This window comes from Microbacterium sp. Marseille-Q6965 (genome assembly GCF_946151065.1).
Classification (GTDB): Bacteria; Actinomycetota; Actinomycetes; order Actinomycetales; family Microbacteriaceae; genus Microbacterium.
The window spans coordinates 94337-110210 of the sequence record NZ_CAMGZA010000003.1 but is presented as its reverse complement, the minus strand read 5'-3'; the positions used below and the strand labels follow the sequence as shown (position 1 = coordinate 110210).

The window sequence follows — 15874 nt, the reverse complement described above, 5'->3', positions numbered from 1 at the left end:
TGTCAGCTCGCGTGAGATGCCCCGGTCGGATGGAGGGACCGTGCGCGGGTGTCGGTACAAGCGTCACTCTTAAGTGGGCGGGCGCGACGGGCCGCGCGGATGCCACAACCGCGTCGTGCCGAGTAGGCCGTCCGGGGTGTGTCCCTCAGGGGATGATCGTTCCTCACTGAGAATCGAGGGAACGGGTAATGCCCTTCCTCGACGCGGTAGCGTCCGGACGGACGGATGTTTCACGTGAAACACCGGCACCGTCGCGTGCTCTCGCGCGAATACGCGGGGCGGCGCCAGCCGGGGCCTCCGTCGCTACCGGGACTTTCGAGCGGGAGCAGGACTCTGGTGCCGTGGGTCGGCGATTCGTATCAAGAAGGCGGCCGGCGCCAGCGCCGCCGCCGTGGATCGCGGCGGGGTTCCGCCTGCCGCTGCGGGCAGCGCAGCGGGACTCGGAAATCATCACGCACGGGCGTGGCGCGCGGGTCGTACGACCTCCGCGCGCGTGCCGCGCATGCTCATGTCGCGGTGCGTCGCGGCGGGGCTCCCGGGAACCCCGAAAATGGCGGCCGCGTGCGCGTCATGCTTCAGTGCGGGGGAACAGCGAGCCGTGCGCATGAATGCGGGCGACACGGAGGGGCTTCGCGCCAGTGTTTCACGTGAAACGGCTCCGTCCACTGCGGGTGCGCGGCGGAGGCGCCACGGGCGACGGGCGGCAGCTCGCGAACTCTACGGCGCGCTCGGCACTGGAGGGCCGAGGGTAGGAACGCCGACGAGGCTTCAATCACCCTGTGGGGTGAGACGACGGTACCCGTCGGCTCCCTAGTGCCGGTCGAGCCGAGCTCCCACGCCCCCCGGCCACGGACGGGGCGTGAAACTCCCGCGCAGGCGAGTCGTGCAGCGCTACCTGCGCCGCTCTCCACCGGGCGAGCACTCACCTTGATCTTGCGCGGCGACGAGGATTCCACGGCCGGCGTCCGGGCCGGTATCCCTGGTCGGCGGCGCGGGCGCGGAAGCGCTCGTCACGGCGCACTCGGGGAAACGCCCGCCGCCGTTGGCGGCTCATCCCTGCGCTCCCCCAACTTGGGCCCGCCCCTGACCGACGTCCAACGGCGATGTTAGAGGGAATGAAGCGAACGGCACCCCGCACGGGAGGTGGGGTGGAGTGACACGAAGAAGCGACGGTTGCGAAGAGCAAGCGGCTGTAAGCGGGGCCTGACTCACTCGGTGCGCAGCGGTCGGCCGACCCGTCGCGCGCCCAAGACCGCATGCCGGGATGAAGGAGGAGTGCTGCTGAACCCGGACGGCCGGAGGCACGCTGCGCTCCTAGGCTGTGCAGACGTCTTCGTTGAAAGCCCTCGCGGCGGCGGAGGGGCTCGCCGGAACCGGCGCACATCGACGGGCCCGATCTTTATGGACCGGTCACCGACGGCGAGGCGGGGGCGGAATTGCGTCCCGTCGCGCCGATGGTGCCCCTTCGCCGCCACCTCCCGAAGGCCGCCACCGCTGCGCCGCGACAACGGCGCCTCCCGTCCTCGGTGTCGCGTGACCTCCGATCCCAGGAACTCGCGTCGGCGACAACCATGAGGGCACCACGCCAATGTGCCGAGTCGCATGCGTCACGACTCGCCCGGTCGGCTCGCCCGCCGCTGCGACGCGCAGCAGGTGTCGCGGCGCGGCGGGCGCGCGCGACGGGAGGTCCGGTTCACGCCCGCGCCACACCGCTTCGGAGCGCCAGCCGCGGTGTCTATCGAGGGTCCGCGAGCGGCGGCGGCCCGGCCGTCGTCGACGACGGCATGGGCCGGCGCCAAGATCGCGCTCTGCCGGGCCTCGCCCTCGCCAGGCGCCGATCGGAACGAACGGGCGGAAGCCCCGCCTCGAGGGCCGGTGTTGATGCATGGAGTGGTGGGCCGTGGGGCCTGCGGTCCACCGGCACTCTCACCGTGGGCCCGCACGAAGTTGGGCCCAAACCGCGCGTCTCGGCCCGCGGGGCATCGAACACCGCAGGCGTGTCCCGGCTGTCGAAGCGCCGCGGTCGGCCCGCGTCAGCCGGTCAACCGAAGGGCCGCTCAGGGCGGCGCACCGTCGCCGCCCCCTCGCATGCCCCCAGGATGTTTCACGTGAAACGCCGCAGCCACCCGCCGAGGCTCGCGGGCGGTGTCAGGACCGCGGGTTAGAGTGGAACCTGCCCGGCGGAAGCGATGCGAAAGAGTGTGTTTCACGTGAAACAGTCCGAGAACGAGAGCACATTCTCGCTTCCCGACGACACGCCGCTCGCTCGCGAACTCGCGGATCTGACCGCCCGTCGCAAGCGCCTCGCGGAGGCCCAGGTCACGTTCACCGGCCAGACCCGAATCCTGACGGTCTCGAACCAGAAGGGCGGCGTCGGCAAGACGACGACGACGGTCAACGTCGCGGCGGCGATCGCCACGCTCGGTGGCCGTGTGCTCGTCATCGACCTCGACCCGCAGGGCAACGCCTCGACGGCGCTCGGCGTGCCACACACGGCCGACATCCCGAGCGTCTACGACGTGCTGATCGACGAGTTCCCGATCGCCGATGTGATTCAGCAAAGCCCGGAGCACGAGAACCTCTTCTGCGTGCCGAGCACCATCCACCTGGCCGGCGCCGAGATCGAGCTCGTCTCCCAGGTGGCGCGTGAACACCGCCTCAAGACGGCGCTCGACGACTTCCTCGAGAGCGTCGACACGCCCTTCGACTTCATCCTCATCGACTGCCCGCCCTCGCTCGGCCTGCTCACCATCAACGCGTTCACGGCGGCAGACGAGGTCTTCCTCCCGATCCAGGCCGAGTACTACGCCCTCGAGGGTCTCAGTCAGCTGCTCGGCAACATCCGGATGATCCAGAAGCACCTGAACCCGCGGATCCACGTCTCCACGATCCTGTTGACCATGTATGACCAGCGCACCAAGCTGTCGCAGCAGGTCGCCGACGAGGTGCGTCAGCACTTCCCCACCGAGGTGCTCGACACACTCATCCCCCGTTCGGTGCGCGTGTCGGAGGCGCCGAGCTTCGGGCAGACGGTCATCACCTACGACGGCGGCTCCGCCGGCGCCGTGGCCTACCGGGAGGCCGCACTCGAGATCGTGACCCGCGGTGCGCGGCGCACGGAAGAAGGGACATCCTGATGGCGAAGCGAACGGGCCTGGGTCGAGGGATCGGGGCGCTCATCCCCACCTCGGAGTCGACGAACACCCGCCCGGTGGACGTCTTCTTCCCCGGCGGCAGCAAGGCGAAGAAGGACGCGCCCGTGGCCGAGGCGGTGGCGACACCCGCTCCCGAGGCAGACCTGGTGGAGGTGCCCGGGGCGCGTCTCGTGCAGGTCGACCCGCACGCCATCGTGCCCAACCCGCGCCAGCCGCGCACGCACTTCGACCCGGACGACCTCGCGGAGCTGGTGCACAGCGTGCGCGAGTTCGGGGTGCTGCAGCCCGTGGTCGTGCGTGACAAGGGCGACGGCACCTACGAGCTCATCATGGGTGAGCGCCGCACGCGTGCCTCGCGCGAGGCGGGGCTGGCGTCCATCCCGGCGATCGTGCGCGACACGTCCGACGAGGACCTGCTGCGGGACGCCCTGCTCGAGAACCTGCACCGGTCCCAGCTGAACCCGCTGGAGGAAGCGTCGGCGTACCAGCAGCTGCTGGACGACTTCGGCATCACGCAGGACGAGTTGGCCAAGCGCATCGGGCGGTCGCGCCCGCAGATCAGCAACACGATCCGCCTGCTGCGGCTGCCGGTCCCCGTGCAGCAGCGCGTGGCGGCGGGTGTGCTGAGCGCCGGCCACGCCCGCGCCATCCTGTCGCTCGACGACCCGGAGGCGATGCAGCGCCTCGCCGACAAGGTCGTCAACGAGGATCTGTCGGTCCGCGCAGCCGAGGCCGCGGCGAAGGCGATCACGGCCGGCCTCGACAATGCGACGCCGAAGGCCCGGCCGAAGGCCGGCGCCCGACGTGCCTACCTCGACGACGTGGCCTCGCGCCTCGGGGACCGCCTCAACACCCGCGTGAAGATCAGCCTCGGCGCACGAAAAGGCCAGGTCACAATCGATTTCGCGTCGATCCAGGACCTGAACCGGATTCTGTCGGAAATCGGCGAGGAGTCGTACGGCGAGTAGGGGCCGGCTCGGCGCGGCTGCTGCTGCTGACGCGACGCGCGCGGACGGAATGGGTAGTCGTCCCCCTCGCCACGGGCGCACGTGCGGCCCTAGGCTCGCGAGCATGAGCGATCAGAACCGCGAAGAGCGTCCCGACTCCATCCCCACTCCCGAACCCGTCGTCGACTCGGCGTTCGACGCGATTCCCGGAGCACCCGCGGACCGCAACGCGCCGCCGGCGCCCCCGGCCGCGCCGGGCTCGGCCCAGGGGAACCCGGTGCCGCCCGCTCCGCCCGCTCCGCCCGCTCCGCCCGCCGGTGGGGCCTACCCGCCGTACCCGGGTGGTGCCCCGGCCGGGTCGGCGCCCACGCCCGGTCAGACGCCCGGCTACGGCGGCGCGGGGCAGCCCGCCGGCTACCCCGGAGGGGCGTACCCCGGTACCGCGGCCTACCCCGGCCAGGGGTACGGCGCACCGGCCGCTCCGCAGCGGCGCCCGCGCCAGGTCGTCAGCGCGTGCATCCTCGCCTGGGTGATCGCCGGCCTCGGCGCCCTGGGCCTGGTGGGTGCCGTCATCCTTCTGTCGCAGTTCCCGGGGGTCGACGCGGGCTTCGTGTTCGGTGCGCTGCTCATCCCGGTGATCGCGATCGTCGGCCTGGCAGTCTTCGCCGTCTTCACATGGCAGGGACGCGGATGGGCGCGCATCGCCCTCACCGCGGTCTTCGCGCTGAACGCCATTGGCGGCCTCGGCAACATCGGGAACGGACAGCCCACGTCGCTGCTCGGCGTGGCGCTGAGCGTGGTGGGCATCGTGCTGCTCTGGCTGCCGCCGAGCAGCGCCTGGTTCCGCTCGAAGCGCGCCGCGTCCTGAGGGCACGGCGCCGCGGCGTCCGGCCCGTAGCCTGGTGAGGTGAACGAGGACCGGTCGCGGCGGCGCCCCCTGGGGCCCGCATTCCGGACCCTGCTCACCGCGAACGTCAGCGCCTCGCTCGCCGACGGGATCGCGAGGACGGCGTTCCCGCTCCTCGCGGCGCGGCTGACCGACGATCCGCTGCTCGTCTCGGGCATCGCGGTGGCGTCGAATCTGCCGTGGTTGCTCTTCGCGATCCCGCTCGGCGTCGTGCTTGACCGCGTCGACCGGCGGCGCGCCATGGCGTTCGCCGGCGCGCTGCGCGCCGGCGTGGCCGTGACGCTCGCGGTACTCGCGGCGACCGGCACCCTCACGATCTGGCTCCTGCTCGGGGTAGCGCTGGTCTACGCGACGCTCGAGATCCTCTACGACGGCGCCGTGCGCGCGATCCCGCCGGCGATCCTCCCGCGTCGCGAGCTGCCGCGGGCGAACGCCCGGATCGAGGGCGCCGAGATCGTCATCCAGCAGTTCCTTTCCGGCCCGATCACGTCGTGGCTGCTCGCCCTGTCGGTGCTCGTGCCGCTCATCACGGGCGCGGGGGCCTACGTGATCGCCGCGCTGCTGGCGTTCCTCCTGCCCGTCGCCGCCGCCGGCGCGCACCGCGGTTCGTCCGAGGAGGCGCGGGGCCTTGCGCCCTGGCGCCGCGACCTGACGACGGGTTACCGCTTCATCCGCGGCCATCACATCCTGTGGCCTCTGTGGCTCCTGTCGGTGGTGATCGGGGTCTGCCACGCCACGGTGATGTCGACCTTCGTGCTCTACGTGCTCGACGAGCTGCGCGTGCCCGAGGCCTGGTACGGCTCCTTCCTGCTCGTGGGCGCCGCCGGTGCCTTCCTCGGCACGGTCGTCGCCCCTCCCCTGCAGCGGCGCTTCCACACGGGTCCGGTGCTGGCCTTCATCAACCTGCTCGGCCTGATCGCCTGGCTCGCGATGGGGCTGTGGCCGCACGCGGCCGTCGCGGCGGTGTGCGTCGCCGTCGCGTGGGGATCGACCGCGGTGTGGAACGTGCACATCATGTCACTACGGCAATCGCTCATCCCGGGGCATCTGCTCGGGCGGGTGCACGGCACCTGGCGCACGCTGCTGTGGGGTGCGATGCCCGTCGGATCGCTCCTCGGCGGCCTGCTCGCGCGGGGCGGTCTCACGGTGCCGCTTCTCGCCGGCGCCGGCGTCGGCGTGATCGTGTCGCTCGTGGGCTACCGATTCCTCACGCGCCTGCCAGACCCCGACGACACGGCGACCGGCTCGATCGAGCAGGTCCGCGATCCCGACGACGCACCGGCCTGATTGCGAGCCCGGCGGAGCGCCGGACGCGGGGTGCTCGCGACGCCACGGCCTGTCAAGGGGGTTTTGACCCTCGCGACCCGGCGCGAGGGTGGATGACGTACCCAGGCGTACGCATTCGTCAAGGAGGAGGCAGAGATGACCGATCCGAGCACGACCACCGACCCCCGCGAGCCGGCCGAGCAGCCGCCGGCGCAGCAGCAGGCCGAGCAGCCGGGAACGACGGGCGACATGACGCCCACCCCGGACCACGGCGAGAACGAATGGCAGGGGCGTGAGCGGCTCGTCGGGCGACGCGCGCTGATCACGGGCGGCGATTCGGGCATCGGGCGCGCGGTGGCCGTCGCCTTCGCCCGCGAGGGCGCCGACGTCGCCATCGCCTACCTGCCGGAGGAGGAGCAGGACGCGCAGGACACCGAGCGGCTGATCCGCGAGGCGGGACGCAACTGCGCGCTCTTCCCGCTCGACGTGCAGAGCGAGCAGGCGTGCATCGACCTCGTCGCGGGGACCGTGGAGAAGCTCGGCGGGCTCGACATCCTCATCCCCAACGCGGCCTACCAGAAGCAGCGCGACGGCATCGAGACCCTGCAGCTGTCGGAGATCGAGCGCGTGTTCACGACGAACATGGTGAGCGCGCTGCTGCTCGCCCGCGAAGCCGTGCCGCACATGTCGGCGGGTGCGTCGATCATCACGACGACCTCCATCCAGGCCGCGGAGCCCTCCCCCGGGCTGATCGACTACGCCATGACGAAGGCCGCGCTCGTGGCATTCACCAAGGCGCTGGCGCAGGAGCTGGGGCCGAAGGGCATCCGGGTGAACGCGGTGGCCCCCGGCCCCATCTGGACCCCGCTCATCCCGGCCACCGGGTTCCCGGACGAGAAGGTCGAGAGCTTCGGTCAGGACACGCCCCTCGGGCGCCCGGGACAGCCGAGCGAGCTCGCGGGCGCGTACGTCTATCTCGCGAGCGATGAGGCATCGTACGTCTCGGGCGCGGTGATTCCCGTCACGGGCGGAAGGGGGTTCTGACATGCCGAACTCGAGCATCAAGGACGAGAAGCTGTACGAGAAGCTGCGCGACGAGGGCAACTCGCAGGAGAAGGCAGCGCGCATCGCGAACGCCGCCGCGCGAGACGGTCGCTCGAACGTGGGCAGCCGAGGCGGCGAGGCCGAGAACTACGAGGATCGCACCGTCGATGAGCTGCGCGACCGCGCGAAGGAGCTCGGCATCGAGGGCACCTCGAAGCTCAAGAAGGACGAGTTGATCGAGCGGCTGCGTCAGCACTGATGCGCCGCATCCGCGGTGCCGGATCCGGAGCCCGTCCCCTCCCCTCGACGTAGGCTGGATGGGTGGACGACGAGCATTCGGCACCGCGGCGGCGCGCCAGCGTCGAGCTGCTGCGCGCGGAGGCGGGCGACGAGCTCGCTGCCCTCGTCCACGAGAGGCTTCGCGCCGGCGAGGACCCGTGGGAGTTCATGGAGGACCTGCCCACCGTCGATGAACTGGTCGTCTTCACGTTGCGCGCCGAGCACATCGCGGCCGACGGCGGCCTGCGGCCCACCCACGCGCGCAACCAGCGGCTGCTGCGCCAGATCGCGGCGGACTACCCGGAGCTGACCCGGGCGGTGTGGCGACTCATCGGCCAGGAGAACACCCACCGCCGCTGGGATGCCGTCGTCCGCGTGATCGACAGGGCGTGAACGCCGAGACCCCGGCGCCGTGAGGCGACCGGGGTCTCGTTGCGCGTGGGCGCGGGGATCAGTTCAAAAACTGCGCGAGGTCCTGCTCGAGCGCAAACTTCGGCTTGGCGCCGATGATCGTCGTGGCCACCTCGCCGCCCTGGAAGACCTTCATGGCGGGAATCGAGGTGATCTGGTACTTCATCGCCAGATCGGGGTTCTCGTCCACGTTCAGCTTCAGCACGGTGATCTTGTCGGGGTGCTCGGCCTGGATCTCGTCCAGCACCGGCGCGACCATGCGACAGGGGCCGCACCACTCGGCCCAGAAGTCGACGAGCACGGGGCCCTCTGCCTGCAGGACGTCCTGCTCGAAGGTGGCCGAGGTGGTTGCCTTGGCGGTCATGTCGTTCTCCCTTGTCTTGGGTTCGTCTGTGTCAACGCCGTGGGGCGCGACGCATTCCCGCGTCACGCCGTGGCGATCTGCTCCAGAGCCTCGGCCTTGTCGAGGTCCTCCTGCGCGGCCAGGTAGTGCTCGGCGTCCAGCGCGGCGACGGTGCCCGAGCCGGCCGCGGTCACGGCCTGGCGGTAGATGGGGTCGATCACGTCGCCCGCGGCGAACACGCCCTCGACCGACGTGCGCGACGACCGGCCCTCGACCGCGACGGTTCCCTCCGACGTGAGGTCGAGCTTGCCGTGCACGAGGTGCACGCGGGGGTCGGATCCGATCGCCACGAACATGCCGTCGAGCGGCAGCTCGAGCTGCTCCCCGGTGGTCAGGTCGCGCAGCAACGCGCCGGTGAGGCCGGACGCACCGAGCATCTCGACGACCTCGGCGTTCCACATGAACTCGATCTTGTCGTTCGCGAAGGCGCGGTCCTGCAGCGCCCGGGAGGCGCGCAGCGTGTCTCGGCGGTGGATCACGATCACCTTTGAGGCAAACTTCGTCAGGAAGGTCGCCTCCTCGAGCGCCGAGTCACCGCCGCCGACGACCGCGACCGTCTTGTCGCGGAAGAAGAAGCCGTCGCATGTGGCGCACCACGAGACGCCGTGGCCCGAGAGCGCCTCCTCGCCCGGCACGCCCAGCTTGCGGTAGGCCGAGCCGGTGGCGAAGATCAGCGCGCGGGCCTCCTCGACCTTTCCGCTGCCGAGCGTGACGCGCTTGACGGGGCCGTCGAGGTCGAGCTCGGTCGCGTCGTCATACGCGATCTCCGCACCGAACTTCTCCGCCTGCTCCTGCATCTTGGCCATGAGGTCGGGACCCATGACGCCCTCGGGGAAGCCGGGGAAGTTCTCCACCTCGGTGGTCTGCATGAGGTCGCCGCCCACCTCCACCGAGCTGGCGATCACGAGCGGCTTCAGGTTCGCCCGCGCCGCGTAGATGGCGGCCGTGAAACCGGCCGGGCCTGACCCGATGATGATGAGCTGTCGCACGCGCGCCTCCTGTGTTCGCCGACTTCAACCCATGCTAGCCGCGGGGTATTCCGCAGGGCTGAGGATCGCGGGCATGCGCGGGCACGCGACAGGCGCAGCGGGTCTACGGGCCGGCGGGGCCGTGGAAGCCCAGGCCGGTGCTGATGCGGTCGGCGGCTTCCACCGCGATGCGCCCGAGCTCGCCGCGGCGTGCGTCCAGCTCGAGCACCGTCACGGGGCCCGAGATCGAGATGGCGGCGACCACCGTGCCGTTGCGATCACGGATCGGCGCGGCGACAGAGGCGCGCCCGAGGACGAACTCCTCGACCTCCGTCGCGTAACCCTCGCGGGCCGCCAGCGAGAGCGCTCGCGCGAGGTCGCGACGGTTGGTGATGGTCTCGGCGGTGTAGGCGCGCAGTCGAGGGGTGATCGCGTCGCGCTCGGTCGGGCTCATGCCCGAGAGCACCGCCTTGCCGATGCTTGTCGCGTGGAGCGGCACCCTCTCCCCCATCAGCGTGTGCGACTTGGGTGAGAGCCGCCCCTCGAAGTTGCAGAGGTAGACGAGCTCGCCACCACGGCGGACGGCGACATTGACCCCCAGCTCGAGACGGGCGGCCAGCTGTTGGGCGATCATGCGTGCCGCGCGGTGCACGGGGTTGCGGTTGATCGCGATGCCGGCGAGCGTCAGCAGCTCGGAGCCGAGGAAGTACAGCGAGCTGCTGGAGTCGCGTTCCACCATGCCCGCTGACTCAAGCGTCGCGAGCAGCCGCGAGACCGTGGATTGCCCGATCCCCGTGTCCTCGGCGAGTTCTCCCACGCGGCGGGGGCGGCCGTCCTGGAAGCACTCGAGGAGGGCGAGCGCCTTCTCGACGGACTGATTCGTGCTCTTGTCCACGGCCATACGCACACCATACGCCATGCATATAGTGCATGGGCGTTGCAAAAAGTGGGGGAGCCGTGCACGCTGACTTCAGCGTCGATCGAGGCGGATCGTCGCGGTGAGGAATCCATGACGACGCAGTCCACGCGTACGCGGCCAGGCATGCCGCTGTCCGAGCGCAGCTTCCTGACGTTCCTGTTGCTGCCGGGGCTCGTGCTCCTGTGCCTGGTGGTGCTGTACCCGCTGATCCGGTCGCTGCTCTCGGCGTTTTTCGACGAGAGCCTGCTCTACCCCGGCATGCCGTTCGTGGGCTTCGAGAACGTGCTGCAGGTGGTGCAGCATGATTTCGGCCGGCTGATGTGGCAGACGATGGTCTTCACCGTCGGGTCGACGATCGGCCCCTTTGCGATCGGGCTCGCGCTCGCGCTCGTGCTGAACCAGAGCTTCCCCGGCCAGCGCTTCCTGCGGGGCGCATTCCTTATCCCCTGGCTGATCCCCGGCGTGGTGGTGTCGTTCCTGTGGGCGTGGATCTTCGACGCGAACTACGGCGTGCTCAACGGGATCCTCGTGAGCGCCGGCGTTCTCGACGAGCCCATCGCCTGGCTGTTCCAGACCGACTCGGCACGAGGCGCTCTCATCATCGCGAAGACCTGGAACTCCTTCCCCTGGGTGGCCGTGATGCTCCTGGCGGGATTGCAGACGGTGCCCGTCGAGCTGCACGAGGCGGCGGCGATCGACGGCGCCGGTGCCATCCGCCGCTTCTTCACGGTGACGTGGCCGCACATCCGTGGGGTGGCCGGACTGGTGATCCTGCTGGAGTTCATCTGGAACTTCCAGCACTTCGACACCATCTTCGTGCTCACCGGCGGCGGCCCGGCGGGAACGACGAACACGTTTGCGACGGCCGTCTATGACGCCGCTTTCGCCGGCTTCGATCTCGGCAGGGCGGGGGCCATCGGCCTGCTGTGGATGCTTCTGCTGTCGGTTCTCGTCGTGGTCTACGTCACAGTGAGCGAGCGCGGAGCGCGGAGGGAAGGACGATGACCATCACCGCTGCAGAACCGACCACCACCCAGGCGATCGTCACCGGCGGCCCGGGGGCCGCCCCGCCTCGACGCCGCCCGATGCGGCCCCGATGGGCGCTGTGGATCACCCTTGCGGTAATCGGCGTGTTCGCCTTCGCGCCGATCTACTGGCTGTTGGCCACATCGCTGACGCCGAACAGTGCGGTGTTCACGTTCCCCGCCCCGCTGTTCCCCGCGGAGATGACGTGGGAGCACTACGCGGATGTCTTCCAACGCACCGAGCTGTTCCGCTACCTGCGCAACAGCATCGTGGTCTCGCTCATCACCGCCGTGCTGTCGGTGGTCGTCTCGATGTACATGGGGTACGCGTTCTCGAAGTACCGGTTCCGTGGGCGCACGTCGCTGATGTACTTCGTGCTCTCGAGCCAGATGTTCCCCCAGGCGCTGCTGCTCATCACGCTGTACCTCGTCTTCGCGCAGTTCGGTTTGCTCAACAGCTACGTGGCCCTGATCGTGTCGTTCACCACGTTCACGCTGCCCCTGTGCGTGTGGATGCTGAAGGGGTTCTTCGATGCGCTCCCGGACGACCTCATCGAGGCGGCACGCATCGATGGGGCGGGTCCGTGGCGCATCTTCCACTCGGTGATCATGCCGCTCGCGGCCCCGGGGCTCGTCGCGAGCGGCCTGTTCGCGTTCGTGCGCGGATGGAACGACTTCATCTTCGCGCTGACGCTCGCGGGGCCGGAGTTCATGACGCTGCCGCCCGGACTGGTCAACACCTATATCAGCGAGGCCAATACGGCCTGGCCCGAGCTTATGGCGGCGTCGCTCTTGGTCTCGATTCCCGTCGCCGTCGCCTTCATGTTCCTGCAGCGCTACCTCGTCGGCGGCATCACCGCCGGAGCCATCAAGGGCTGACGCCCGACCACCAGACACCAGATTCGAAGGAGAATCATGACCCTCAACCTGACTCGGCGTGACCTGCTGCGGTTCTCGGCGATCGGCCTCGGCAGCGCGTCGCTGGTCGCGATCGCGGGCTGCTCCACAACCGGCACCGGCACCGGCGGCGCCGGTGCTCCCGCCACGGGTGGCACCGCCACCGACTTCGCCTTCGCGTCCTGGAGCCTCTCGGAGGAGGCACCGAAGCCGGTCGTGCAGGCCGCGATCGACGCCTTCGCCGGGGAGGAGGGGGTCTCGGTCGACACCGTCACGTTCCCGTACAACGAGTACCTCAACCAGCTCACGCTGCAGGTGCGCGGCGGCCAGTTCGCCGGCGCGGTGCAGGTCGACGTCGCGTGGCTGGCGGCGCTCGCCGCATTGGGCAAGCTGAAGGATCTCGGTCCGCTTGCGGAGGGTCGCGGCTACACGGACGCGGCGCTCGCCGCTGGCCGCCTGGACGACGTGCAGTACGGCCTGCCGTGGACGATCGGCGCCATCGGACTGATCGGCAACGCCGAGCTGTTCGACCGGGCAGGCGCGTCTCTCGCTCCCGCTTCCATCGAGGAGTTCGAGGAGGGGCTGCGCGCACTGAAGGGCATCGGGGTGACGCCCTACGCCGCGGCGACCGCAGCGGCCCAACTCAAGGACATCCTGATGTGGATGCAGAGCTTCGGCTCGCCGCTCGTCGACGGCGACGCGGTCGAGATCGACGACGAGGCCTCGGTGAAGGCCGTGGAGTGGTACAAGAAGCTGTTCGACGAGGGCCTGATCGCGCCCGACGTCGACCGGTTCGCGGCGCGCAACCTGTTCGCGCAGGAGGCCGCAGCCCTCTACGACGACGCGCCGGTCGGCGTCTCCGCGGTGCAGGCCGCCGCGACCGACGCGGCGATCGTCGACAAGATGGTCCCGATCTCGCGCCCCGTGGCGAACGCGGGCGACGCACCTGTCGCCACCCTCTGGGGGCACGCGGTGTGCGTCGTGGGCGGCGACGGCGAGGGCACGGCAGCGGAGTTCGCGCAGTGGCTGACGAGCGACGACGAGCAGACGGCGTCGTACTTCGAGGCCCTGTCGCTGCCCCCGGCGACGCAGTCGGGGCTGGAGTCCGAGGCAGTGGCCTCCGACCGCTTCAACGCGGAATTCGCCGAGCGCATCACCGCGACCGCGACCAAGAACCCCTTCTGGGGGTACGTCAACTACGCCCAGATGGAGACGGCGATCGCGGAGAACGTCCAGGCGGTGCTCATCGGCGCCGCGCGCCCGGCCGACGCGCTCGCCGAGGCCAAGGCGACGATCTCCGGACTCCTCTGACTGGAAACGACCCGGTACCCCGACACGAAGGACGGCATGCGCTCTCAGACGATCGAATCCGACATCACGGTGGTGGGCGGCGGGCTGGCGGGGGTGTGCGCCGCGATCAGCGCGGCGCGCCTCGGAAAGCAGGTCGCGCTGGTCAACAACCGCCCGGTGCTCGGCGGCAACTCCTCCTCGGAGGTGCGCGTCTGGGTGTGCGGCGCGACGGCTCACGGCGTGCAACGATTCGCACGCGAGACCGGCGTCGTCGGCGAGCTCTACGTCGAGAACCAGTACCGCAATCCCGAGGGCAACCCGATCCTGTGGGACGAGGTCGTCTGGGACGCGGTGCGCGCGGAGCCGAACATCCGCCTGTTCCTCAACACGGACGTGCGGGAGGTCGACGCGGCCGACGTGGACGGGGAGAGGATCATCCGCAGCGTGCGCGGATGGACGATGGGATCAGAGATCTGGAGCGAATTCCGCAGCCCGTACTTCCTCGACTGCACCGGCGATGGCCTTATCGGCCACCTCGCCGGAGCGGACTACCGCCTCGGGCGCGAGGCGCGCCATGAGCACGGCGAGGAGTGGGCGCCGGAGGTCGCCGACCGCGAGTTCCTGGGGTCGACGATCCTCTTCTACACGGCCGACCGCGGCCGACCCGTGGAGTATGTCGCCCCCGACTCCGCCATCGACATCCGCGACACCCCGATCCCCACCTCCCGCATCCTGCGCAGCGGCGACTCCGGGGCGCACTACTGGTGGATCGAGTGGGGCGGCGAGCTCGACATCGTCGATGACAACGAGCGGATCCGCGACGAGCTGCGCGGCGTGATCTTCGGGATCTGGGACTACATCAAGAACTCGGGCCGCTTCGAGGCGGAGAAGCTCGATCTCGAGTGGGTGGGCGCGATACCCGGCAAACGCGAGTACCGGCGCTTCCTCGGTGACCACGTGCTCACTCAGAACGACATCCTCGGTCAGGTCGACTTCCCGGACGCCGTAGCCTTCGGGGGCTGGTCGATCGACCTCCATCCCGTGAAGGGCATGTACTCCACGGAGGCGGGCGCCCTGCAGCGCTACTCCGACGGCATCTACGGCATCCCGTTTCGCAGCTACTACTCCCGCAACGTCGCCAATATGCTCATGGCCGGGCGCGACATCTCCGCCACGCACGTGGCGTTCGGCTCCTCCCGCGTCATGGCCACGTGCGGCGTCGGAGGCGAGGCGGCGGGGACGGGGGCGGCGCTCGCCCTCGACCTGGGCGTGCGGCCGCGGGAGCTCGCCGAACGCCACCCGGAGGCGCTGCGACAGCTGCTGCTGCGGCAGGACGCGGGCGTGTTCGGCGTGCGCAACGCCGACCCCCACGATCTTGCCCTGCGGGCCACGGTCACCGCCTCGAGCGAGGTCACCAGCATCGACGTGGAGGAATTCCACCCCGGCGCCGAGGCCTCGCTCCTGCCACTGGAGACGGATATCGGGCTGCTCGCTCCCGTCGACCCCCGCCTCGACGGCATCGATGTGCTGCTGAACGTCCGCGCCGACACCGTCCTCGAGGCTTCGCTGTGGACCACCGGTCGTCCCCAAAACGCCGTGCCCGTCGATCGCCGGCTCTCGGTCCGCGTGCCGGTCACGGCGTCGCCGGATCCGCAGTGGGTGCGGCTGCCGCTGGAGTGGGCGCCGCCGGAGCCCGAGAGCGTCGTCGTATGCCTCGCACCCAACGACGCCGTCGACGTGCACCTGCGGACCGCGCAGGTGCCGGGCATGCTCACCCTCGTGCGCCGTGCCGAGGCCGACGGAGACGCCAACGTCGCCGTGGATCAATCCGAGGCGGTCATCGCATGGCCGGCCATCCCGTTGCGCGGGCGGACCATGCGCGCGCGGATCGCCCCACCGACGGCAGCGTTCGCCGCCACGAAGGTCGCCGGCGGATACCAGCGGTACTACGGCGGCCCGAACTTGTGGGCGTCGCTTCCCGCGGATACCGCACCGTGGATTCGGCTGGATTGGGCGGAGGCCCGGCGCGTCTCGGAGGCGCGCCTCGTGTTCGATGACGACCTCGACGTGGAGCTCAACACGCTTCACCACCACCGCACGCCCGACCGGGTGTTCCCCGAGCTCGTGCGGGACTACGCGATCGAGGCGCTGGATGACGAGGGGACCTGGCGAGAGGTCGCGTCGGGCGTAGGGAACCGTAAGCGCCACCGTGTGCACCGATTCCCGCCGGTGACCACGCGTGCCATCCGGCTGCGTGTGCTGACGACCAACGGCGCTCCGCAAGCGCGGGTGCATGCGCTGCGCGTCTACGAGACTCCGACGGGCTCCTAGCCCGTCCGACGTCTGTGGTCCCGCGCGCCGCA

Annotated in this window: 14 protein-coding genes; 11 read left to right on the top strand and 3 right to left on the bottom strand. The window is 70.2% G+C overall.

Annotated elements, in window-relative coordinates:
* Window positions 1–2210 precede the first annotated feature (2210 nt).
* The 7 genes from N8N77_RS09510 (at window position 2211) to N8N77_RS09480 (ending at window position 7991) form a co-directional block, all read left to right on the top strand.
* A complete protein-coding gene (locus N8N77_RS09510; RefSeq protein WP_261166529.1) occupies window positions 2211–3137 on the top strand; it encodes a ParA family protein in 927 nt (308 codons plus the stop codon).
* Entirely contained in the window at window positions 3137–4123 is a 987-nt protein-coding gene (locus N8N77_RS09505) for a ParB/RepB/Spo0J family partition protein (protein WP_261166527.1), read from the top strand. The genes N8N77_RS09510 and N8N77_RS09505 overlap by 1 nt, the downstream gene beginning before the upstream one ends.
* 103 nt (window positions 4124–4226) lie before the next feature.
* Window positions 4227–4970 carry a hypothetical protein gene (locus N8N77_RS09500; RefSeq protein ID WP_261166525.1) on the top strand — a complete coding sequence of 248 codons (744 nt, stop codon included), beginning with the start codon at window positions 4227–4229 and terminating at the stop codon, window positions 4968–4970.
* A gap of 39 nt (window positions 4971–5009) precedes the next feature.
* The gene (locus N8N77_RS09495; protein WP_261166523.1) at window positions 5010–6296 is read left to right on the top strand and encodes an MFS transporter; all 1287 of its coding nucleotides are present in this window, start codon (window positions 5010–5012) and stop codon (window positions 6294–6296) included.
* Window positions 6297–6431: 135 nt separating this feature from the next.
* Window positions 6432–7319 (top strand): SDR family oxidoreductase, encoded by an 888-nt coding sequence (locus N8N77_RS09490; RefSeq protein WP_261166521.1) that lies wholly within the window; start codon window positions 6432–6434, stop codon window positions 7317–7319.
* A gap of 1 nt (window position 7320) precedes the next feature.
* Window positions 7321–7578, top strand: coding sequence for a Rho termination factor N-terminal domain-containing protein (locus tag N8N77_RS09485; RefSeq protein ID WP_261166519.1), 258 nt, complete (start codon window positions 7321–7323; stop codon window positions 7576–7578).
* 62 nt (window positions 7579–7640) lie between these two features.
* Complete coding sequence (locus N8N77_RS09480) at window positions 7641–7991, top strand: tryptophan synthase subunit alpha (RefSeq protein WP_261166518.1); 351 nt, start codon at window positions 7641–7643, stop codon at window positions 7989–7991.
* 58 nt (window positions 7992–8049) lie between these two features.
* Here the strand turns inward: N8N77_RS09480 and trxA are convergent, their stop codons facing one another.
* From trxA to N8N77_RS09465, 3 genes are all read right to left on the bottom strand, one after another.
* Window positions 8050–8373, bottom strand: coding sequence for a thioredoxin (gene trxA / locus N8N77_RS09475; protein ID WP_261166517.1), 324 nt, complete (start codon window positions 8371–8373; stop codon window positions 8050–8052).
* A gap of 62 nt (window positions 8374–8435) precedes the next feature.
* Window positions 8436–9401, bottom strand: a complete 966-nt coding sequence (trxB, locus tag N8N77_RS09470; RefSeq protein WP_261166515.1) for a thioredoxin-disulfide reductase — start codon at window positions 9399–9401, stop codon at window positions 8436–8438.
* 103 nt (window positions 9402–9504) lie between these two features.
* Window positions 9505–10281 (bottom strand): IclR family transcriptional regulator, encoded by a 777-nt coding sequence (locus N8N77_RS09465; protein WP_261166513.1) that lies wholly within the window; start codon window positions 10279–10281, stop codon window positions 9505–9507.
* A gap of 108 nt (window positions 10282–10389) precedes the next feature.
* Here N8N77_RS09465 and N8N77_RS09460 point away from each other — a divergent pair, with 108 nt between their 5' ends.
* From N8N77_RS09460 to N8N77_RS09445, 4 genes are read left to right on the top strand one after another with little or no spacing between them, the layout of a single operon-like run.
* On the top strand, window positions 10390–11304 hold the full coding sequence (locus N8N77_RS09460; RefSeq protein WP_261166512.1) for a carbohydrate ABC transporter permease: 915 nt from the start codon (window positions 10390–10392) through the stop codon (window positions 11302–11304).
* Window positions 11301–12203: a carbohydrate ABC transporter permease gene (locus N8N77_RS09455; RefSeq protein ID WP_261166510.1), complete on the top strand. Its 903-nt coding sequence runs from the start codon at window positions 11301–11303 to the stop codon at window positions 12201–12203. Before N8N77_RS09460 ends, N8N77_RS09455 begins: the two co-directional genes overlap by 4 nt.
* Before the next feature lie 36 nt (window positions 12204–12239).
* On the top strand, window positions 12240–13532 hold the full coding sequence (locus N8N77_RS09450; RefSeq protein WP_261166509.1) for an ABC transporter substrate-binding protein: 1293 nt from the start codon (window positions 12240–12242) through the stop codon (window positions 13530–13532).
* Window positions 13533–15842: an FAD-dependent oxidoreductase gene (locus tag N8N77_RS09445; RefSeq protein ID WP_396652827.1), complete on the top strand. Its 2310-nt coding sequence runs from the start codon at window positions 13533–13535 to the stop codon at window positions 15840–15842.
* Window positions 15843–15874 lie beyond the last annotated feature (32 nt).

What these genes read in the sequence shown, in the direction of transcription:
- N8N77_RS09500 (WP_261166525.1), top strand. Translation starts at nt 4,227, where the DNA reads ATGAGCGATCAGAACCGCGAAGAGCGTCCCGACTCCATCCCCACTCCC.
- trxA (WP_261166517.1), bottom strand. Translation starts at nt 8,373, where the DNA reads ATGACCGCCAAGGCAACCACCTCGGCCACCTTCGAGCAGGACGTCCTG.
- N8N77_RS09455 (WP_261166510.1), top strand. Translation starts at nt 11,301, where the DNA reads ATGACCATCACCGCTGCAGAACCGACCACCACCCAGGCGATCGTCACC.
- N8N77_RS09460 (WP_261166512.1), top strand. Translation starts at nt 10,390, where the DNA reads ATGACGACGCAGTCCACGCGTACGCGGCCAGGCATGCCGCTGTCCGAG.
- N8N77_RS09485 (WP_261166519.1), top strand. Translation starts at nt 7,321, where the DNA reads ATGCCGAACTCGAGCATCAAGGACGAGAAGCTGTACGAGAAGCTGCGC.
- N8N77_RS09505 (WP_261166527.1), top strand. Translation starts at nt 3,137, where the DNA reads ATGGCGAAGCGAACGGGCCTGGGTCGAGGGATCGGGGCGCTCATCCCC.
- N8N77_RS09490 (WP_261166521.1), top strand. Translation starts at nt 6,432, where the DNA reads ATGACCGATCCGAGCACGACCACCGACCCCCGCGAGCCGGCCGAGCAG.
- N8N77_RS09465 (WP_261166513.1), bottom strand. Translation starts at nt 10,281, where the DNA reads ATGGCCGTGGACAAGAGCACGAATCAGTCCGTCGAGAAGGCGCTCGCC.
- N8N77_RS09450 (WP_261166509.1), top strand. Translation starts at nt 12,240, where the DNA reads ATGACCCTCAACCTGACTCGGCGTGACCTGCTGCGGTTCTCGGCGATC.